Genomic DNA, 22535 nt, shown 5'->3' on the forward strand with positions numbered 1-22535 from the left:
GACCGCCTAAGCCTTTCTGAACATTCAGCAAGGCTTTTTTTTTGTCTATTGATCTACTACATTATTTTTTATAACGACAGGCGCAAAATGAAACAATAAAGACCAAAAAAAGAAGCCTGTCATGAAAAAATATCTCAAGTATATTCTGCCTATTTTCATCCCTTTTTTTATATTGTTATTACCTGCCACAAGCTTTGGCATCGACGGTTTAACCTTGGTTGAACAGCGCGTGATCGCTATCTTTGTGATGGCCGCTTTATGTTGGGTATTAGAGCCCATTCCAATCTATGCTACGTCCGTCTTAATCATCGTATTAGAGTTACTGATCATTTCCGATAAAGGCCTGTGGTTTACCAAAGTCGACTCGCCAGAGTTAGGCCATTTGATTAGCCATAAAGTGATTATGGGCACTTTTTCATCGCCCATTATTATGCTTTTTTTAGGCGGTTTTTTTCTGGCGATGGCGGCCACTAAATACAGGTTGGATGTCAACTTAGCACGTGTATTACTCAAACCGTTTGGCCAAAATCCTAAATACGTCATGCTTGGTTTAATGATGATCACCGCGGTGTTCTCTATGTTTATGAGCAATACCGCGACCACTGCCATGATGTTATCTATTTTAACGCCCGTATTAGCGCTGTTTTCACGTGCAGATTTAGGCAAAATTGCCTTTGCGCTTTCGGTGCCCGTTGCCGCTAATATTGGCGGCATTGGCACACCTATTGGCACGCCACCTAACGCGGTTGCGTTAAAGTATTTAGTGGATGAAAACGCTATTAGTTTTGGCCAATGGATGCTCTTTGCTGTGCCCTTTGTGGTGCTAATGTTGTTTATTGCGTGGTTATTATTAACGCAATTATTTCCCGCCACGATCAAAAAAATAGACCTTGATATTAAAGGACAATTTTTAAAAACACCCAAAGCAATCACAGTCTACGTGACCTTTATTATCACCATTCTATTGTGGTTGATGGGCGATTTTCATGGCATGAACGCGTATGTGGTGGCGTTAATTCCTGTCGCTGTTTTCTCTATGTTTAATATCATCAGCAAAGAGGATTTAAAGAAAATATCCTGGGATGTGTTATGGCTGGTTTCTGGTGGTATTGCATTAGGTGTCGCACTGGATAAATCTGGACTGGCTAAAAATGCGATAGACGCGATTCCTTTTGCCGGATTACATCCCTTGTTATTGATTGTTGGCGCTTCGTTACTGTGTTTATTGATGGCTAATTTCATGTCGCATACCGCAACGGCCAACTTATTATTGCCGCTGGTGGCTGCACTTGGCGCCTCGATGCAAGGCTTACTGCCCTATGGCGGTGACGTGATACTTATTTTAGCGGTGACCTTTGCTGCTTCCCTTGGCATGTCTTTGCCCATTAGCACGCCGCCCAATGCGTTAGCTTATGCATCGGGCCATATTGAAACAAAACAGATGGCCAAAGTGGGTATGGTACTGGGGTTGATCGGTTTATTGATTTGTTATGCGATGTTATACCTGTTAAATAAAATTTCGTTTTTTTAGGAGCATAAAGATGGAAAAAATAAATATTATCTGTGTTGATGATGAGCGTGAAGTGTTGGATTCAGTAGTACGTGATCTTGATTATTTCAGTGATCTTTTTAATATCGAAGAGTGTGAGTCTGCCATTGAATGTTTGAATTTACTGGAGGAGTTAGATGCAAACCAAGAGCATGTTGCAGTGCTTATTTCAGACCATGTGATGCCGGAAAAATCGGGGGTAGAGTTGTTAACTGAGGTTGAGCTTGATCCTCGTTTTATGGGCACTAAGAAGCTCTTATTAACTGGCCTTGCGACACAAGCCGATACCATTAAAGCGATTAATAATGCCAAAATTGATAACTTTTTAGAAAAGGTATGGGATCCTGAGGAGTTGCTACAAACCGTCAAAGAGTTATTGACGGAATACATTGTTGAGCGTGGCATCGACTATCAACCGTACATTGAAAAACTCGATGCACAAACGTTATACCGCTTGATTAGATAATTCATCTTTATAAAGGTCAACCCAAAATGCGGTCGCACCACAGACTGCAATGGGCATAATGATAAAATTAAGCACTGGGATAGTGGTAAAGAAGCTAATTAACATACCAAAGGTTAAATTCTTACCTAATCTTGCAGAGAGTGCTTTTTTCATATCGTTAAAAGGGATTTTATGGTTATCAAACGGAAAATCAGCGTATTGAATAGCCATCACCCAACCAGCAAAAACAAACCAGATAAAGGGAGCAACGGTTTGCCCAAAAGCGGGAATGAAAAACAGTAAAGCACACACTAATAAACGCGGTAAAATGTAAATGAGTTTCTGTAATTCACGTTTAAAGATGCGTGGTAAATCTTTTAATAAGTCGGTAAAACCATCATTATTGATCGGTTTTCCGGTTAATAAGAGTTCGGTCTTCTCGGCTAATAATCCATTAAAAGGAGCTGCAATAATATTAGCGACCGTGGAAAATACAAAGGAAAAAGAAACCAAAATAGAGAAGATTAAAAACGGCCAGAATAGATAAGCAAGCCAGCTTAACCAATCAGGTAATCCTGAAATGTAGCTGTCTATCCACTCGGTGATCGTACTAAAGAGAAACCAAAACGCACTGGCAAAAATCAGAATGTTAATCATCAACGGAATCATAACAAAAACGCGTAATTTAGGATGGCTTAATAGTTTTGCGCCTTTAAGCAGGTAATTAAATCCTGAAAAAGGGGTACTGTTGTTTAACATTCGTTTGTTCCAAAATAGATATTAATGACTCGATTCTACTCTGCTTTCGTCAAATAAAGACAGAAAATATTTATTCCTTAACAGTTTTATAAAAAAAAAGGGCCTATTGATGGACGATCCCCAGTATTCAATGCTAGTTTAGCAATCATTCAATATCTGTTTACCAATTAAGAGTAACAAAAATGCAACATTTCCAATCTATTTTAATTGTCGTCGGCTTACTCGCCATCAGTGGTGTTTTAATCCATGGTTATTTATTAAGCCGTAAAGAAAAAGCAGCCACAGAAGAGACGGTTGCTAATGTTGACCTATTTGCTGAAAAAACAGCCGCTGTGTTAGATGAGTCTCCTAGCGATGACATCATTAGTGAAGTGCGCATTATCAGCCATCACGCTGAGCCAGAAACTGAAAGTATCGACTTCTCTCATGCCGTTAATGACGATCAAATTGATCCCGTTGCCTTTAGTGAAACAACTGAACAGTCGCCACTTGAACAATCGCCACTTAAACTTAACGGCACTGATTCTGATGTCGATTCTGATGCTGAAGCACAACCCTTTGAACAATTACATGCAGAGCCACAAACAGAACAACAAGTAGAGGTTATTAATGAAACCTCTGATGAGCTTGAAATAACATCACACAGTGAGTCTGATTTTTCTGCTGATGCAACAATAGTTGAAACTAAAAAGGTCGATAAAGAATCTGAAGAAGTAAGCCAAGAGCAAGATCTGTTTATCTTTAATGTTGTTGCTAAAGACGACTTAAAATTAGGTGGTCATGAGTTATTACAGTTCTTCTTAACCTCTGGTTTCCGTTTTGGTGAAATGGCTATTTTCCATCGCCATGAGCATTCAGATGGCACGGGCCCGGTTTTGTTTAGTATTGCAAACATGATGGCGCCGGGGGTCTTTGACCCTGAAAATATGGAACAATTTAAGTCGGAAGGTGTGTCATTTTTCTTAACTGCACCGAATAAACATATCGATATTCAATCGTCTTTTGAGCTGATGTTACGTGCGGTACAGCAAATGGCCGATGAGTTTGATTGCATCGTATTAAACGCAGGGCGCGAGCTCATGACAGAAGCACAATTTATTGAATATAATCATCGCTTATTGCACCATATTTAAGCGTTCGATTACTGCACCTCTATAGAGATGTTGTGATAAACTGCATTCTCTTTTAAAGCCTCGTATTACGAGGTTTTTTTATAAATAAAAATCAGGTTTAAAATGAGCATCAACAACGAAATTCAAGCATCTATCACTCAATTAAGTGAACAACTCGAAAACTACAATTACCAGTATTATGTACTTGACGAACCTTCTGTTCCTGATGCGGAATATGACCGTGTTTTCCAGCAACTATTAAAACTTGAAGAAGTCTCGCCAGGGCATCCGCTGGCCAATTCTCCGACTCAAAAAGTAGGTGGACTTGCACTGAGTAAATTTGAGCAAGTGACACATCAGAAACCAATGCTGAGTCTGGATAATGTATTTGAAGCGCAAGCCTTAAAAGACTTTATGAAACGCGCACAGGATAAATCAAGCACCGCTAATATTGCCTTTTGTATCGAACCTAAACTCGATGGTTTAGCTGCTAGTATTATTTATGAAAATGGTTTGTTGATTCAAGCGGCGACTCGTGGCGATGGTCAAACGGGTGAAAACGTCACTGAAAATGTAAAAACCATTAAAAACTTGCCGCTTAAATTACGTGGTGAGAACATTCCGCCGTTATTAGAAGTACGTGGCGAAGTATTTATGCTTAAAGCGGGTTTTGATAAATTAAACAAAAAACTCAGTGACGCAGGGGAAAAACCCTTTGTTAATCCACGTAATGCCGCCGCCGGTAGTTTGCGTCAACTTGATTCAAAAGTGGCTGCAAGTCGTCCTTTAGGTTTCTACTGTTATGCCGTGGGTGTGTTTGAAGGTGAATTAGCGAATAGTCAATTTGAACGTATTGAACAATTAAAAGGCTGGGGATTACCTGTTTCTGAAGAAGTGAAACAAGTAACGGGTGAGCAAGCTTGTTTAGATTATTACCAAGCGATTGGCGAAAAACGTCCTGATTTAGCCTACGAGATTGATGGTGTGGTTTATAAAGTGGATAACATTGCCTTGCAAGAGACATTAGGTTTTGTTGCACGCGCACCCCGTTGGGCCACTGCTTTTAAGTTTCCTGCTGAAGAAGCCGTAACCATTATTGAGAACGTAGAATTTCAAGTGGGGCGTACTGGCGCAATAACACCGGTTGCAAAACTTAAACCTGTTTTTGTGGGTGGTGTAACGGTGTCTAATGCCACGCTACATAATAAAGATGAAATTAAGCGCCTAGGTATATTGATTGGCGATGAAGTGGTTGTGCGACGCGCAGGTGACGTTATTCCGCAGGTTGCGCGAGTCTTATTGGACAAACGTGATCTACAGAAAACACAACCGATTGTCTTTCCTGATGTCTGCCCGGTTTGTGAAAGCCGTGTTGAGCGTATTGAAGGCGAAGCGACGATTCGTTGTACGGGCGGTTTATATTGTGGCGCACAGCGTAAAGAAGCGATTAAACATTTTGCATCACGTAAAGCGTTAGATATTGACGGCTTAGGCAATAAATTGGTGGAGCTATTGGTTGAACACAACCTTATCGCGTCACCGGCACAGCTGTTTGATTTAACCACGGAGCAACTTTCGTCATTGCCACGTATGGGCGCAGTCTCTGCTAAAAAACTGATTAACAGTTTACAAATAAGCAAAAAAACAACACTGGCGCGTTTCCTTTATTCTCTGGGTATTCGTGAAGTGGGTGAAGCAACCGCTAATAACCTCGCTAATCATTATCAAACCATTGAGGCTGTCAAAGTCGCATCGGTTGAAAATTTGCAAGCCGTGTCTGATGTTGGTGAAATTGTTGCTAAACATATTTATTACTTTTTCCGCCAAGAGCATAATATAGAAGTTGTAAATCAACTACTTGAAGCGGGTATTCATTGGCCTGAAATCAAAAAAGTAGCAGAGAGTGAATTGTCATTAACGGGACAAATATTTGTTATTACTGGCTCATTTAATGTGATGTCACGTAGTGATATTAAAACCGCGTTACAAGATTTAGGCGCAAAAGTGGCGGGCAGTGTGTCAAAGAAAACAACCACTGTGATTGCCGGTGAAGCTGCAGGCTCAAAACTGACTAAAGCGCAGGAATTGGGTATTGAGATAATGGACGAAGAAACACTGCTTAATTTATTAAACAAAATATAAAGGTGTTGATATGAAAAAAATAAAGAATGAATCTCAGTTATTACAACATGCGATCACACTGGGTGCGAATTACGCGCTGAAACGAGGTTATGCTGGCATTGACGGTACAACGTCGTCTAAAGACAAACAAGAAGTGATTTACCGCTTATTAGTACAAGATAAGCTGGTGACACCACTGAGTAAAAATGATGAAACAACGGCAAATATTCGCCACAAATTAGTGGTTTGGATAATGAAGCATCTGCCACCTGAACACTCTCTTTTACAGTAAAATAGTTGAGAAAATTAATGTTACTAGCCCCATTTTATAACACGCAAGACAATAAAGTTGTCGTTTCAGCAGAGCAAGCAAGTAGCTTTGCTAAACGCCAATGTTTCGATTTTAATCCGATTCATGATCCAGAAAACAAACGTTTCTGTGTCCCTGGTGATCTGCTTTTTTCATTGGCATTACATACCTACGGGGTGAGTGAGTCGATGAGTTTTACCTTTACTAACATGGTCGGTGCCGATGTTGGTCTTATTTTCCCTGAAACAGACGATGAGCTGATTGTTGTCACTAATGAGCAGGGTAAAAGCGTATTAGAAATAACACGTAAAGGTAAAGTGAACAAAGACAGTCATTTTATTGAATCATTGATTAAACATTACGGTAAATTTTCAGGTCAAAATTTCCCGACGTTATTAATGCCGTTGATGAAAGAGCACGGTGTGATGTTTAACCCAAGTCGTCCTTTAGTGATGTATAACAGCATGAGTTTTGAGTTTACTTCGGTTGATTTTGAACATGCAATGCAACTTAAATTGGCTGATAGCACATTAGAAGTTGAACCTAAACGCGCGAATAGCTTTTTACACTTCGATATTTTTGATGGTGATAAAGTGGCGGGTAAAGGTATTAAGAAATTAGTAGTGGCAGGTCTTAGACCTTACAATGAAGAAGTACTGATGCCTTTTGTTGACGTGTATGAAGCAAGAAAAGATGCATTTTGGCTGGCAGAGTCGAAATAAATTTATAGATTGTTCATTATGAAGAACACAAAAAAGCCCGTTTAAATCATCGATTTAAGCGGGCTTTTTACTTTAACTTAATAAGCTTCTTATGAAACCTTATTAAGTTAAAGGCGATTACTCAGCGGCTTCAGCAGCTGCGTTTGCTTTTGCTACAGCTTGGTCAATGACTGGCTGTAGTTCACCCGTTTGAGACATCTCCATAATAATGTCACAACCGCCTACTAATTCGCCGTCTACCCATAGTTGTGGGAATGTAGGCCAGTTAGCGAATTTTGGTAATTCAGCACGGATATCTGGGTTTTGTAGAATATCAACATAAGCGAAAGGTGCGCCACATTGCATTAATGCTTGTGATGCTTGTGATGAAAAACCACAGCTTGGTAATTTAGGTGATCCTTTCATGTAAAGAAGGATGTTGTTTTCGCTGATTTGGCTTTTGATCTTGTCTAAAGTTTCCATTTTTCTTTCCTATTAATGATTTTTATGAATTGTACCCGTTAATCGCTTTGAAAAAAACGTTATTATCAATAGGGTCAATAAGCGGTTTTATTATACCAACAGAATTTAATGCTCTACCTTGCTGGTGAAACCCGCGCTATCTGTGTGAGGTGTTTTAAAAGCAGAAGTACAACCTCCTGCAACTCATGCCTTGATAACACTGGTTTCCCTTACATTTTACAAGGTCACATAGTTAGTGAACTGGGTACAATGAACTTGTGCTCCTATGCTAATTTTATCATAAATTAAGATTGACATAGATCAGTTTATTGCCGAGAATCAAATAACATTAAAAATCATATATAAATCGTTAAACCCTATTTATTATGTAGTTACGTCTAACCGGAGAAAGTATCATGGCAATTGAATTACCAGCACTACCTTTTGCAAAAAACGCATTAGAGCCTCATATTTCAGCGGAAACATTAGAGTTTCACTATGAAAAACATCATGCAACGTACGTTTTAAAGCTAAACGGCCTTATTGAAGGAACTGATTTAGCGAACAGCTCACTTGAAGATATCGTTAAAAACAGTTCAGGTCCTTTGTTTAACAATGCAGCACAAGTTTGGAACCATACTTTCTATTGGAACTGTTTAGCACCTAATGCAGGTGGCAACCCAACGGGCGCTATTGCTGACGCTATCAATAGTAGCTTTGGTTCATTTGAAGCATTTCAAGCTGCTTGGAACGACAAAGCAGTTAATAACTTTGGTTCATCATGGACTTGGTTAGTGAAAAAAGCAGATGGTACGCTTGAGATTGTGAACACTTCAAATGCGGCAACACCGTTAACAGATGAAAGTGTAACAACACTATTAACAGTGGATCTATGGGAACATGCTTATTACATTGATTACCGCAATGTTCGCCCTAATTACTTAAACGGTTTTTGGGCATTAGTTAATTGGGATTTTGTAAATAAAAATTTCGCGTAAATTTTTATTTCAACAGTTCAACCTTTCAAAGGGATAATACAATTGTATTATCCCTTTTTTTATCGTTAATGTTTTTATAGATGTCCGTTCCCCGTTGCCCTTTCTTAGCGACTTATCAAAACCTCTCTCTTAATATTAAAACTGTGTAGCAGAGCGCTTTAATTTCATACAAAGTAACCAAACAAGTTTGCTCATGTGATATAAAATAACAACCTAATGTCTGCCTTCAGTGATTAATCACGCCTCTCTTTTCTAGCGCTAAAGCTTCGCTGCATTGACTGCTACGATTGACTGATAATGCGTGAATAAACATAACCTTAAAGTTAAAAGTTAAAAGTTAAACATGAAAAATATAAAACTTATTCCTATCCCTAAAAACGCCGACTGGTTAGATTGTTTTTGTCATCTCGATATAACCCTGCCCACTGACTTAACAATTAATAGCGCCTCAGTTGAGGGCATCACAGAACATAATAGCCATCACTTAGCGCCACAAGCCTTTGAGTTAGTTATCGATATGCAGGCTATTACGCTTTCATACTCAGATAAACTTGGGCGTTTGTATGCATTGAATCTGTTACAGCAACTTCAACAGCAATTTAAAAAACTCCCCTGTGGGCGGATTGAAGATAATCCCGACTACTTGAATCGCGGTATTATTTTAGATATTAGCCGCGATAAAGTACCCAAACGTGAAACGCTATTTTCATTAATCGACCTTTGGTCGGGTTTACGTATTAACAAACTACAGCTTTATACCGAACATACCTTTGCCTATTCTTTGCATCCAACAGTATGGGAAAATAGTGGCGCTTACAGTGCTGAAGATATTCGTCAGATTGATGCTTACTGTATTAACAAAGGCATTGAGCTAGTCATTAACCAAGCCACCTTTGGCCATATGGAACGCTGGTTAAAGCATGATGATTATAAGTACCTGGCAGAGCAAACAACGGGATTTAGTGATCAACGAGGTGACTTTAGACCTTTCTCCTTTGGGCTTAACCCCTTGGGGGATAACAGCCGTGATTTTATAAAAGGTTTGCTCGATGAACTGGTACCGAATTTTAGCAGTAAAACCATTAACATTAATTTTGATGAAACGATGGATTTGGGTGTCGATGCCAGTCGTATTGCCTGTGAAACAGTAGGCAAAGGCGAGGTTTATGTTAATTACCTCAATAAACTGCTCACCCTGACTGAGAATAAGGGCTTACATACACAAATTTTCAGTGACATGTTATTTCATTATCCTGATATTTTACACAAGCTACCGAACAATTTAACGCTGTTAAATTGGGGTTATGAAGCCGATCACCCCTTTGATAAAGAACATCAACAATTACAGAAAACAGGGCTTCCCTTTGAAGTGGTTGTTTCAACCTGTTGTTTTGCGTCTATCACTGGGCGCTGGAAAAATTGTAAAGAACAAATGCTCAACGGGGCTCGCTCAGGATTAAAATTTGCAGCAACGGGATACCATATTTCAGAATGGGGCGACATGGGACACGCGCAGCAATCGGCAATGCCAATCGCGGCTTATATCTATGGTGCGGCGCTCGCATGGGGCACTGAGGACAATAAAGACCTTGATGTGACTGATTGGTTAGCTGAATTGTATTACCAAGGAGATCGCCAAATAGCGTCCTTAAACTTAGCCTTGCAAGATGTGTATCTTGAAAGTGGCATTGATTGCCCTAATTGTGCTTTTTTTGGACCGCTATTATTTGATCAAACATCAGCGCGTCATATCAATCGTTCTACTGGTTTGAGTGAAGCAGGGTTTGAAAAAGCCTTACAAACGCTAAATGGTTATCTACTTGAAATAAATACACTTGCAGATTCCTTTTTACAAAAACAGCTGCTTTGGAGTGCTCAAATATTAAAACATGCTTGTTTATTAGGGACTGAATTAGTTAAACAAAACACGTTGAAAGCCGAGTGCCTAGATAAAAATACCCGTCATAAACTCGCTAAAAATCTATTACCTCTGATCAGCGAATATCAACGTTTATGGCGAATAGATAATCGTGAAGGTGGGCTGAGTGATAGTGTACAACGACTGCAATACTTACAGGCTTTATATGCTAATATCCCTGAAAATATTAACTAGAGATAAAATCAGATGAGCACCTCTTTATTAGATGAGTTAACCCAAGCCTTGCAATGTTTGCCAAGTGTTGGCCCCAAATCAGCACAACGCATGGTGTATCATCTGTTGGATAAAAACCGTCAAGGCGCCTTAAAATTAAGTAATGTATTAGAGCGTGCCGTTCATGAAATAGGCCACTGTAAACAGTGCCGTACCTTCACTGAATCTGAGCTATGTTATCTCTGCGCCAATGAAAAACGTAATACCAACGGGTTAATCTGTATTGTTGAAATGCCCGTTGATGTCTTAGCGATTGAGCAAACCGCCTTGTTTTCAGGGACTTATTTTGTATTGATGGGACATCTTTCGCCGTTAGATGGTATTGGCCCTGATCAACTGGGTTTAAACCTGTTAGGCGCGCAACTTTCATCGGGTCATATCACTGAAGTTATTTTGGCGACCAACCCAACCGTTGAAGGTGAAGCAACCGCTTATTACATTGCTGAAATGGCCAAAAAACACAACATTCAAGTAAGTCGTATCGCGCATGGTGTACCAGTAGGGGGGGAGCTTGAGTTTGTTGATAGTACAACACTGTCACACTCATTCTCAGGGCGTTCTGCGTTTTAATACCTGTGTTCTTAATGCATTAAGTCATTAACGTTTTATAAGCATAAAAAAAGGCCTTACTGAAAATTCAGTAAGGCCTTTTTTGTCGATGTTATTTTATCTAACTAGTCTATTTACCCAACTTGATTTTACGCGTTGAGCCAACTTTATTTTTAGTCGTTAAACGTTTCTTAACCGTTGGTTTGCCTTTACCTGGTTGCTTAAATTGCTCTAACCCTGTGTGTCGACTTAATGCAGGTTGTGCATTGCTCGTTGATACTTTTCTGCCTGACGATTTTAGTTCATCACGTGATTCTGCTGGTACTAAACAGCTTGCAGAGCGACCGATCAACTGACGTGCAAGACCCAGTTTTTTCAGTACTTCACGGATTTGAGGCCAGTTTTCTGGCACATGGTAACGTAATATCGCTTTATGCAATCGACGTTGACGTGTGCCTTTAGTGATTAATACATCTTCACTGTCTTTGCTCACTTTATGTAACGGATTTTTCTCTGTGTGATACATAGTGGTCGCGTTCGCCATCGGAGATGGGTAGAAGTTTTGCACTTGATCTAATTTAAAGTTATTACTCTTTAACCACAGCGCCAAATTAACCATGTCTTCATCCGTTGTACCCGGATGCGCAGAGATGAAATAAGGAATCAAATACTGTTTCTTATTGGCCGCTTTAGAATACTTTTCAAACATCTGTTTGAAGGCTTCATAGCTGGTCATGGTCGGTTTCATCATCTTATCAAGCGGGCCTTTTTCAGTGTGCTCAGGCGCGATTTTAAGATAACCACCAACATGGTGTTCAACTAACTCTTTAACGTAACGTGGATCTTCAACGGCGATATCATAACGTACACCAGAGGCGATCAATATTTTCTTAACGCCTTTTAGTTTACGTGCGCGGCGGTAAAGGTTAATCGTATGTTCGTGATCGGTATTCATGTGATGACAAATGTCAGGGAATACACAGCTTAAACGACGACAAGTCTGCTCAGCTTTAGGGCTCTTACACTTAAGGCGATACATGTTCGCCGTTGGACCACCTAAATCGGAAATAACACCGGTAAAGCCCGGTACTTTGTCACGAATCGTTTCAATTTCTTTAATGATAGAGTCTTCAGAACGGCTCTGAATAACACGACCTTCATGTTCTGTGATTGAACAGAACGTACAACCACCAAAACAACCACGCATGATATTGATCGAGAAACGGATCATGTCATAAGCGGGGATTTTTGCATCACCGTAACTTGGGTGGGGTACACGTTGATACTCTAAACCAAATACCGCATCAATTTCTTCGGTGGTTAGCGGGTAAGCCGGTGGGTTTGCCCACAATAAACGTTGGCCATGAAATTGTGCTAAAGCACGTGCACAACCTGGGTTTGTTTCTTGGTGTAAAACACGTGACGTATGTGCGTAAAGCACTTTATCGGTTTTAACTTTTTCGTAGCTTGGTAGCTGAATATAAGTATTTTCCCACGGTTTCTTTTTGTGAGATTTAGCCAGAGGAGGCAATACCATAATAGGTTGCGTGACATCTTCTTGTGCCGAACTACTTTCATCGGCTAATTTTTGTGTCGCACAGGCCACATTAATATCCGCATAAGGGCTAATAATGGCGTCTATTTTACCTAATTGATCAACTTGCTGAGAATCAATCCCTTCCCAACCGGGTAAGGCTTGTTTAGTTAAAATCGCAGTACCGCGAATATCAACCATCTCTTTCACTGATTCGCCAAGCGAAATACGGTGTGCCACTTCAAGTAACGGACGCTCAGCATTACCGTATAATAAAATATCAGCTTTTGAGTCTAATAATACCGAGTGACGTACTTTGTCTGACCAGTAATCATAATGTGCGATACGGCGTAAGCTGGCTTCAATACCACCAATAATAACCGGTACGTCTTTGTAAGCTTCTTTACAGCGTTGTGTATAAGAAAGTACAGCGCGATCAGGGCGCTTGCCACCTTCGTTATTTGGCGTGTAAGCATCATCATGGCGCATACGACGTTCTGCTGTATAACGGTTGATCATGGAATCCATGTTACCCGCAGAAACACCAAAAAATAGATTAGGTTTACCCAGGCCCATAAAGGCATCTTTACTGTGCCAATCGGGTTGAGAAATAATACCCACACGATAACCCTGAGCTTCTAATGTACGGCCGATAACCGCCATACCAAAGCTTGGGTGATCGACGTAAGCATCACCAACAACAATAATAATGTCACAGCTATCCCAACCGAGTTGTTTCATCTCTTTACGCGACATTGGTAAAAATGGTGCGGGTTTTTCATTACGCCCTTTATAAGAAGGGTATGAAAAAAGAGGGCGCTCAGCCTGTAGTAAATCGAGACTCATTATTGTTGCCTGTGGTAGAAAATAATCGCGCAGTCTATCATAACAGTGCCAATATCTTAACCGCGAATTTTATGGGGGTATGCGAGGAGGATTTGAGCGTGTAACAGGGGTGATTACTGAGTGGAACACTTGCTTAGTTTATAGCCGTTATCAATCAAAGTATTACACTTTAATTGATAACGGCTATATGATTTTTTGTTAATAATAGAAGGGCAGAACCCACTCTATTATTACTGGCTTAATCTATTCAGGTACGACTAAAGCATCTGCTAAACGTCCGATTAACTGGCCCGTTTCAACCTTCACGTTATTGAGCATCACATCAATAATATCGCCAAGCTGCATTTCTGTCTGTTCGCCGACAATCACTTTGCCAAGTTCACGATCACAGTTAATTTTCTTCGCGTCTTTAGGGTCGGCACATAACAAGCTACAAGGCACAAAGAAAGTCGCGCCATTCTCTTGAATACGCACACGTACACCCGCTTTAACAATGTCAAAAATCTCTGCTTTGTAACGCCATTTTGATTGCACTTGATCTTTAAGATACTGGCTATACAAAAGATTATTAACATCACGTTCAGCAAGACGTTGTGATTTACGCGCATCATTCAGATGTGCGCCAATCTCATCACAAATAGCGACATCGTCTTGGCCAAGCAGAATAGATTTAATTAAACGGTGGTTCAGTAAATCGCCGTATTTACGAATCGGTGAAGTCCAAGTTGCGTAACTTTCAACACCCATAGTAAAGTGCGCCGCCGGTGTGTTTTTAGTATCAGCGTAAGCAAGCAGCTTACGTAAACGATGGTCTAAATAACAGTTATGCAATAGTGCCGTTTCTTGGCGCATTTTAGTATAACCCTCAAGGCTACTCAGCGTTTCTACATCGGTGATGATGTTGTATTGCGCTAATAACTCAACGGCTTTATTCAAACGGTCAGTGGCAAAACCGGAATGCACATTAAACACACCCTGTTGCTTATGTTTTGTTAAAAATTGACCGGCACAGATATTGGCTGCAATCATCGACTCTTCAACAAGGCGATTTGCAGTGCGGCGAGGCTCACAAAGAATTTCGTAGACTTCACCTTTGTTATTTAGTTTTAAGGTGTAATCGGGTTGGCTCTTAAACACGACGTTGTTTTCCGTGCGCCATGTTAGACGTTTTAGACTTGCATCGCTGAGTGTTTTTAATTGCTCTGAAAGTTGACGATTTGGTTTCCATTGATCATTAGCTTTTAACTGATCATTGTTATCGGGTTCGCTTTCAAGATAGTTTGATACATCGCAGTAATTAAGGCGGTAGTGTGATTTTATCCACGCAACAAAAAACTGCGCTTCACCGACAATCTCTCCTTGATGATTAATCTCTATTTTGCTGCATAAGGTCGCGCGTTTCTCACCTTCTTTGAGTGAACAAAGGCTATCACTTAAATCACGTGGCAACATAGGCACGTTAAAGTTAGGTAAGTACAAGGTAAATGCGCGGCGCTTCGCTTCTGCATCCATGTCGCTGTTTTCTGGTACATAAGCACTTGGGTCAGAAATCGCAACCGTCAGTGACCAGCCATTTTCAGTGGTTTCGATATAAAGCGCATCATCCATATCTTGGGTATTGATACCATCGATAGTGAAGAAGGGCAATTTAGTGAGGTCTTGACGTTCAAGTTCAGGGTCAATGACTTGCCAAGGGTGATCAAATTCAGGGGCTTTATTAGGCAAGTTATGTGTGGCAACCGTAATTAAGCGATAAGCAAAAGGGTCATTCGCCTCTGCCACTTTCTCGGTCACTTCAACTAAAAATCCTTTGCCTTCATTAAGTGCATGTTTTACGAGTTTTACAGAAACCCAATCGCCATCTTGAAAACCTTGTTCTGTGAGCTTTTGACCGCCTTGAATTTTGAAAAAACCTTTTAACAAAACGTTATTAGGTTTGACGGTTATCTTGCCTTGTTGCATCGATAAACGCGCAACAAAAACATCGGTTTCACTCTTTTTTAACTCACAGGGCTCTGCTGAACTTTTATCACCATTTTCACGGATAAAGGCATTAATGCGATCACCATGCAGTACTTTTTTCATTTCATTAGGCGGAATGAAAAAACGTTTTCCTTTGTCTGTTTCTAAAAAACCGTAACCTTTGTCAGTTGCTTTGACGATTCCTTGCCGTTTCGGAATGTCTTGTTGAATTTTCTCTTTTAATTGGCTTAGCAACGGATTGTTTTGAAACATAAAATAAAACCTTAAAAATGAATGCAGGTTACAAAAAATTGAGTATAGGAATATAAAGATTTATCCGATGCAATAAAAGGGCAAAATGCGCAAAATCAGAAATTATTAAAATAATGTTAAAAAGAGCTTGGCTTTTTCATCAAACTTGCTTATTATGCGCCTCGTTCTGCGGAGGGGTGGCAGAGCGGCTGAATGCACTGGTCTTGAAAACCAGCGAGGGTTAATAGCTCTCCGTCGGTTCAAATCCGACCTCCTCCGCCACATTTGAAAAGGCTCAACTAGTTTACTGGTTGAGCCTTTTTGCTTTCTAGCGTTTTATTTCTCTATTTCACAAGTCTTCTTTATATTTCCTCGCTCATAATAGGGTGCATAGCGCTAGAAAAATCAGCTGTTCGATTATTGTCACGTTTACTTCTTTATTATTCCACCTCCTTCAGTACCCCTAATACACAACATGTTTAAGTTGCCAGATAACAGAGTCCCAATATCGAGATTTTCTTATCCCATTTATGGGAACTTACTTTATTGCACGATGCGGATAATTACTATTATCCAATAAAATCAATGAATTATAATTTGGCTGGATAGTTGCTTAGTAGTTCTACCAATCGAGCAATTAAAGGAAAAATAATGAAGAAAGTATTATTCGTTTTAGCCGTTATCATCATGGTGGTTTCAGTCGTCATTTTTTCACCGAAAGAGACGGTTATGGAGACCACTTCAGTGTTGGATGAAGTGACCGACGTTGAGGTAAGGGTTGAGCTTGGGGATAAGGCTATTGGCGCGTCTGTCGGTGTATCTGAGGCTGGCGTTGCTAATATTAACCGTGAGCAGGAAATTGACTTCTCTGGCTTTCAATTTGAACCAGAGGAAGAGATTATCTCATCTTCAAGCTCTGCTGAGGCGACTGAAAGTACATACCAACAACAGAAAATGGCTAACCCTATTTGGAATCGACACAGCACCCAAATTAGCACTGACGAGTTAGCGCTTGCTCGAGATAACATGAATAAATTAATTTACGATATTAACGTGGCGATTGAACTGGAGGGCAGTTATCAACCTCCAGGCGGGAGAAAGATGCTTGGCGGTGATCTGAAGGTGACGGCTCAAATATGTGGTTTGGAAAATGATTTGTTTAATTTTGATTATGAGTTTCAAAGTATGAGTGCCCAGCATTATTGCTTTGATGTATTAAGAAACTTAATGTCATCTTCAGTTGAGTATAAAGAGACTAAAGATACCCTTAAAAAATTGAGCAGGAAATGTTAGCGTTATTAGCGCCAGAGTGAGTCCCCGATTGGTTTTTATTTACACATTGTTTAACTTTCATTAATGAACTTAATAATCACGATTTAACGCAATACGTAGAAAAATCTTCTATTGTCTAACTGTGCGCCGTTTCTGGCCCTCGTAGTACTAGAAGATACAGACTTCCTTTCTTTTTTTATTTTTACCTTCAATCTCCTAATCATTAAATTCACGTAAAATACAGATTTAATGTAAACACTATTGCTAATAGCTACATATTTATGCGAAGTAGATCTCTTTTATGGATATTGGTTTGTTTATTTTTTGATCAAATGGTATAGATTATCATTACCATTTAAATTTAACGGAGTAATAATGAAAACAATTAAAATATTAGGCTTACTGGCTTTTGCTACATCAATGACGGTTGCTGCAAATAATGCAATTGTGTTCCCTGAACCATCAAATACAGCAGTCGCAAATGTGCCGGTTGTTTTTCCTGTAGATAAAACACCTGTGCCATTGGTTGGCGGTTACCAAATTGAGAATGGTATTTTAACCTCAAATACATTCAACTGCGGTATTAATATTAGTGATTTGGACATAGAAGCAAAACTGAAATGGGAGGGGGCGACACCAACACTGCTGATTGTAGGAGACTATCCTCTTGTTATGTGTCGTTCGGGATCGACGGGCCCAATATCAGTTGATCTGTCAAAATTTATTCAACGTACACCTACTTATATTCTAGATAGACTGGTTGTGGCTAATCACGCGCCACTTAATTTGTAATTATCGACAAGATTGATCTCTCTCCTACTGAACTCAGTGGATATTATTGCTGGGCTCTTTAGGTGTTTTTCCTCTTAACATATAAGAAAAATACATATGAAACTAAATGATAGACCAAGAAAGTAACTGAATTACAAAACGCCAGCCAAATTAATGGCTGAACATATAGTAGTTATCGCAGCTTAGTCGTTATTCACATCAAGGTTGAATCTGCCGTATGTAAAAAAATGGAGTTTATTGTTTTATAAATAAAAGGATATTAAAATGTATATTGGTAAAAAAAATTATATTGCCTTACTTTGTATTGGTTTACTTGCTGCCCCGGTTATTGCTAACTCAGCTCAGCAATATTATAAAAGCGCGACAACAGACGATTATACTATTAACGGGCTATCTACGCTAAATGAGAGAATTAGTTACGTATACGAAATAGGAAGTGAACGCTGGGGTGTTGTAGGACCATTAGGGAGAATTTCAAACGTCTCGAACGAAATGGCGATCGCTTTGAATCAACAGCGCCAGCAACAGAAAATCCTCCAAGCCACAGAGAGTGATTTCAATAACCAAGTTTTTTTAGAATCAAAAGTTTATGCCAACGAATGGGTTAAAGGCTATACATCAACTGAAAACTCAAACCCTTCTATTGCAGGCTCCTACTTGGAAATTTTATCAGGTACCCTGATTAGTTTATACCCAAGATTGGCAGGAGTGCCAAATATAGATATAACAGAATATCTAAAGAATAACCCACTACAAACCAGTGAATTACAACTGCAATTTTTAATGAATTGGAATATATATCATGGTTTTGAGCCTATTAGCTACGAACAAGCTCACAGTAATTTTAGTTCAGTTTCTGACGCTATGGATATTGTTGTTAACATGCCTGAGTTTAAGACTGAGTATAGAATGGCTGTCGAATTTTATGATAGCAATCCCACTCAAAGTTACCCCGATGTAGGTGGAAATCAGAACAGCCATGGCCGTGAAAAAACAAGAGAAGAAAAAATTGCACATATCCTTAATAACGATTGGGTCGGAAAAGCATACAATAACCAATTTACAAATTGGGTTAATGCATCTGATGTAAATTCAGACGCTCAAAAACTACCAACATATTCATCTATCCATGCTCTGACTGCCGCAGGATTCAAATATTCAGATATATTCGGTAAAAACTTCACTCAAACTACTTCAATATTCGGAGATGATAATACTAAGTTTAAAGGATTATTACTCCAGTATCATAGATATAATTATGGACCGAGTAAATTCACTAGTGGTACAAACTTTGGCCAACGGCGCGAACTTTATTTACCAGAGATTAGAATTGGAAAAAAAGGTGATGGAGAAGAGGCTGAATACTTTGCTATTACGGGTGGAGCTGTCTCTTACTATGCTAATGAATCTTCAAATGAATTGACACACAAAGAAGCAAGAGTTTTTAAGATAGATTCCACTTTGGGAAAACGAATATTAGAAGTCCCTGCCTCAAATATAACGATTCAAGATATTGAAAGTATTGTCCATAAAGCCGGATATAAAGAAAGGTTTAGTAATGGTGCTCAAGGCACTGGTGCACTTCAATGGCGCGGTAGTCGTATAATAAATAGAGTCGGCTCATTCCATAGGTTTTACAGAAGAAGTACTATTGAAGATCTTAGAGTCTCTGTCGCTGAGTTCAAAGCAAGTAATAATGATGAAGCTTTAATACACCGAGTATTTGGGAGTATCATTCCTTTTTATTCTATAATCGAGAAATCAATAAATGACTCAAGCGCGCCTATTAATACGCTTGAGGCTTTTTTTGAGACTGCTGACTTGGCTATCACTATTGGTTCGGCAGGGACTGCAATCGCAGGAAAAGTTGCCGCTAAAACAGGCATTAAATCTTTAATAAAGGCCGGAACATTGGGCTTAAAAGGAATGACAAGATACACAACAATAGCCAAAATTGTGACTAATAGCCTTCCTGATGCAATTCGTGTTGGTGGAAAAACAGGGATTAGTGAACTTGCCTCTTATGTGTTAGCACCATTGGATGCAGTCAAAAGTGTAAAAGGAGCACTTTCTAAGCTACAAAAAATTAATGGTCAAATTGGAATACCGCTCAGTCCTGTTTTTGCTTCTGCACGACCAGTTCCTGTTCCAAATATTATGAGTGCCAATACCCCTTTTGCCAATATTATAAAGAAATCGGCATTAGAAGAGCTAAGTGTAATAAGCCCCCACAGTATTTCCTCGCTTGCCAACCCATCAAAACTTCCTAATGTAAAAGTGCGTGATGAATTGATTACACATTTTAAAGCCGCTAAGGCGAACAAAACTCAGTTGATGGAAGAAATGAAAAGAGTGTCACAAACATTGAGGCTAAATAAAGCGCCAGGAGACCAAATTGCGCTTGCTATGTTAAATACAGAAATGAAACATAAAGATTCTTTCGCTAACTTCCTTGTTAAGTCTTCACTTAAAAACAACGATGGGAGAATTGCAGGAGTCGCTTATAAAGAGGCAAATGTTGCCACAACGCTTCAAGATTATTCCAACAATGCTGCTATTAACACAGAAGTTAAGCTAGAAATAACAAGCAATAATGGCCTTAATTTTAGACCAAGTATAGTATCTAATGTTGGTGATATTAGTGCTTTGCTTATGGCCTCTAATGCTACAAATAGTTCTTTTTCTTTCAAAAAGATTGCTAATGCTAGTGAAGTAGGTCAAGCACAATTTAAGGTTAAGTTACAATATACAGAAAATTATACCGTTGGCGGTGGGGCCGGTGGAGGAATCTCTGGCTCACCAACTGATAGCACTTATTCTTTCTTAACTATCAGAGCTGAGTTAAGACCAAGTTATAACAGATTAAAAACGTTAGAAAAAACGGTAACAAAAACAGAATTAGATGTATATTTGGACGAGTTATCAGCAGGAACATTAAATGTTGCTTCAATGGACACCGGAATAGAAGCAAGTATTAGTGATAGTTTTAATGTTAATGTCATAGGATTCGGCTCAAGCAATCATATTCCTGGAGTAAAAATACAAGGCCCTGATGGCTATGGTGTTGCAGGTAGATATGGCGTAGAAGGGCAGGGTGTAGTTGGTATGAAATGGTCTAGAAATGAAGGAGGTCAATTTAAATTCTCGTCATCATTTGATAGTCAAATAGGGCCAAATAATCAAATGTTTTTCTTAAGTCCTGAGCTAGCTATTGCCAATTCTGGTCCAGAAAATATGCTTAAGGTTTACGATTCGCCTCATAAGCCTTGGCCTTGGGGAGCTAAGGTAATTCCTACATCATCTCTGTCACATACTGAGACAATAGCTGCGATGACAGTAGCTCACTCTTTACCTATGACCAAAAGAGGTAATGTTGTTAAAGCAATCAGAGCTTTATTTAAGCCCAAAAATATTTTAGGTACTGGCTCACCTATTTTAGCAAACTTGACTCCAGCAATTAAAGCCTCGTTAGATGTTGGAGAGAGTTATAAAATTCAGCGTGGAGCAGTTAATCTTACGCTGGGTACTAAGCTTAATCAGGCAGGAAGAAACCATGTTCATACTTACATACAAGGTGCGCAACAGAGTTTAAAAGAAAATATTGATTATGCCGAAAATATTTTAAAGAATCCTGATACCTACCCGGAATATATAACCTATATACCTAGTGGAACTGAAACCAAAAAAGTGCAAATGGGACACAGAATGCCACTACCAGTTTTGACTCGCAATTATGGCGTGAGCCTTTCTTATACCCGGGAAATAGACTTTAAGGGGTTGAAATTAGACGGGCATGGAAATCAACTTCCACCAGATAGTCCTATCCCTGGAACTTCACAAACACCTACTCAGGTTGAATTAGTTCAAGCTTCAAAACAGTTTTGTGCTATTTATGCTCCTAGTATGTCTGTTATACCTGGTGCTTCAAAATATAATAAGGTAGGTAATGTTTGTCATCAGTTTAACGTTACAGATTTCGCTGATACAGGGATAACCCCAATTCGTTTCGGCGATACCGATACTATAACGCTGCCAACCAATCGTGTGGAAGAACCTTCCTTTTTTGATTTTCCAAAAGATTTTCCAATACAGAAAATTAACGGAGAATATACTTGGATTGCTCCTTATATCGTAGACGATTTCATATCTGAGTCTACTCAATTCTAACCTAAAAGCACTCCCCTCTAAGGAATTCTTAAAGGGGGGCTGCAATGTTTACAATTAGCCATTCGAAAAATTATTCTGGTCAAGCCCAACCGAGCACCTAACTTTGTAAATTTTCATCGTTAATCGATGTTAAATCACCGAGTGATTTATGGCGTCGCACATGGCTGTGGAACAATCGCAACAATCAACCAAAACAATCGAAAACAATCGGGGACAGCCGTAAATTGTAATACCTTAACCTATTAATTTTATATGATTGAAGTCATGGGGGTTGCAGTAGCTAAGTAATATTGGCCATAACTTTCTGGAGGCTTAGGGGGTGGGGTGGCTTAGCTCTGTATGTCGGAAGGGATACAAAGCGCCATAGGAAAATGACAAATATCACTTGAGGCTTGTAGTCCAAATCAGTTAACCTGAATTCGAAGTTGCTTACTCTCTAAGCGAGCAGTAGGTTAACAACGACTGATTTATTGATTGTTCAAAGTAAAATAGAGCCAAGTATTGTTCACTTACTTAAGTTAGGGAGTGAAAAATCAATTGAGATAATCGAAA

General features: G+C 39.4%; 16 protein-coding genes and 1 tRNA gene. 13 read left to right on the forward strand and 4 right to left on the reverse strand.

Annotated features, from left to right (window positions below):
- Positions 1-121: 121 nt before the first annotated feature.
- Together CXF74_RS11465 and CXF74_RS11470 are read left to right on the forward strand one after the other, a co-directional pair.
- On the forward strand, positions 122-1531 hold the full coding sequence (locus CXF74_RS11465) for an SLC13 family permease (RefSeq protein ID WP_101082581.1): 1410 nt from the start codon (positions 122-124) through the stop codon (positions 1529-1531).
- A 10-nt stretch (positions 1532-1541) separates the two neighbouring features.
- The gene (locus CXF74_RS11470) at positions 1542-2015 is read left to right on the forward strand and encodes a response regulator (RefSeq protein WP_101082582.1); all 474 of its coding nucleotides are present in this window, start codon (positions 1542-1544) and stop codon (positions 2013-2015) included.
- On the opposite strand, the gene cysZ is transcribed toward CXF74_RS11470, so the two are convergent.
- On the reverse strand, positions 1995-2753 hold the full coding sequence (gene cysZ / locus CXF74_RS11475; RefSeq protein ID WP_101082583.1) for a sulfate transporter CysZ: 759 nt from the start codon (positions 2751-2753) through the stop codon (positions 1995-1997). The two genes, CXF74_RS11470 and cysZ, sit on opposite strands and share 21 nt — an antisense overlap.
- Before the next feature lie 182 nt (positions 2754-2935).
- Here cysZ and zipA point away from each other — a divergent pair, with 182 nt between their 5' ends.
- The 4 genes from zipA to CXF74_RS11495 all read left to right on the forward strand — a co-directional run bounded on the left by zipA (position 2936) and on the right by CXF74_RS11495 (position 7018).
- The gene (zipA, locus tag CXF74_RS11480; RefSeq protein WP_101082584.1) at positions 2936-3886 is read left to right on the forward strand and encodes a cell division protein ZipA; all 951 of its coding nucleotides are present in this window, start codon (positions 2936-2938) and stop codon (positions 3884-3886) included.
- A 108-nt stretch (positions 3887-3994) separates the two neighbouring features.
- Positions 3995-6007: an NAD-dependent DNA ligase LigA gene (gene ligA, locus CXF74_RS11485; RefSeq protein WP_442965953.1), complete on the forward strand. Its 2013-nt coding sequence runs from the start codon at positions 3995-3997 to the stop codon at positions 6005-6007.
- Between the two features lie 10 nt (positions 6008-6017).
- The gene (locus tag CXF74_RS11490) at positions 6018-6278 is read left to right on the forward strand and encodes a DUF5062 family protein (RefSeq protein WP_101082586.1); all 261 of its coding nucleotides are present in this window, start codon (positions 6018-6020) and stop codon (positions 6276-6278) included.
- A 17-nt stretch (positions 6279-6295) separates the two neighbouring features.
- The gene (locus CXF74_RS11495) at positions 6296-7018 is read left to right on the forward strand and encodes a DUF3581 family protein (RefSeq protein ID WP_101082587.1); all 723 of its coding nucleotides are present in this window, start codon (positions 6296-6298) and stop codon (positions 7016-7018) included.
- A 117-nt stretch (positions 7019-7135) separates the two neighbouring features.
- Here CXF74_RS11495 and grxD read toward each other — a convergent pair whose 3' ends face one another.
- Positions 7136-7480, reverse strand: a complete 345-nt coding sequence (gene grxD / locus CXF74_RS11500) for a Grx4 family monothiol glutaredoxin (protein ID WP_101082588.1) — start codon at positions 7478-7480, stop codon at positions 7136-7138.
- A 395-nt stretch (positions 7481-7875) separates the two neighbouring features.
- Here grxD and CXF74_RS11505 point away from each other — a divergent pair, with 395 nt between their 5' ends.
- From CXF74_RS11505 to recR, 3 genes are all read left to right on the forward strand, one after another.
- Positions 7876-8457: a superoxide dismutase gene (locus tag CXF74_RS11505; protein ID WP_101082589.1), complete on the forward strand. Its 582-nt coding sequence runs from the start codon at positions 7876-7878 to the stop codon at positions 8455-8457.
- A gap of 343 nt (positions 8458-8800) precedes the next feature.
- Positions 8801-10570 carry a family 20 glycosylhydrolase gene (locus CXF74_RS11510; protein WP_101082590.1) on the forward strand — a complete coding sequence of 590 codons (1770 nt, stop codon included), beginning with the start codon at positions 8801-8803 and terminating at the stop codon, positions 10568-10570.
- 12 nt (positions 10571-10582) lie between these two features.
- Positions 10583-11179 carry a recombination mediator RecR gene (recR, locus tag CXF74_RS11515; protein WP_101082591.1) on the forward strand — a complete coding sequence of 199 codons (597 nt, stop codon included), beginning with the start codon at positions 10583-10585 and terminating at the stop codon, positions 11177-11179.
- A gap of 109 nt (positions 11180-11288) precedes the next feature.
- Here recR and CXF74_RS11520 read toward each other — a convergent pair whose 3' ends face one another.
- The gene (locus tag CXF74_RS11520) at positions 11289-13538 is read right to left on the reverse strand and encodes a YgiQ family radical SAM protein (protein WP_101082592.1); all 2250 of its coding nucleotides are present in this window, start codon (positions 13536-13538) and stop codon (positions 11289-11291) included.
- Positions 13539-13781: 243 nt separating this feature from the next.
- Positions 13782-15773 (reverse strand): exoribonuclease II, encoded by a 1992-nt coding sequence (locus CXF74_RS11525; RefSeq protein WP_101082593.1) that lies wholly within the window; start codon positions 15771-15773, stop codon positions 13782-13784.
- Positions 15774-15943: 170 nt separating this feature from the next.
- On the opposite strand from CXF74_RS11525, the gene CXF74_RS11530 reads away from it, so the two are divergent.
- From CXF74_RS11530 to CXF74_RS11545, 4 genes are all read left to right on the forward strand, one after another.
- Positions 15944-16034, forward strand: a tRNA-Ser gene (locus tag CXF74_RS11530).
- A gap of 369 nt (positions 16035-16403) precedes the next feature.
- A complete protein-coding gene (locus CXF74_RS11535; RefSeq protein WP_101082594.1) occupies positions 16404-17045 on the forward strand; it encodes a hypothetical protein in 642 nt (213 codons plus the stop codon).
- A 354-nt stretch (positions 17046-17399) separates the two neighbouring features.
- On the forward strand, positions 17400-17816 hold the full coding sequence (locus CXF74_RS11540) for a hypothetical protein (RefSeq protein ID WP_101082595.1): 417 nt from the start codon (positions 17400-17402) through the stop codon (positions 17814-17816).
- A gap of 264 nt (positions 17817-18080) precedes the next feature.
- Entirely contained in the window at positions 18081-21983 is a 3903-nt protein-coding gene (locus CXF74_RS11545) for a hypothetical protein (protein WP_101082596.1), read from the forward strand.
- Positions 21984-22535: the final 552 nt, after the last annotated feature.

This window comes from Psychromonas sp. Urea-02u-13, from assembly GCF_002835995.1.
GTDB lineage: Bacteria > Pseudomonadota > Gammaproteobacteria > Enterobacterales > Psychromonadaceae > Psychromonas.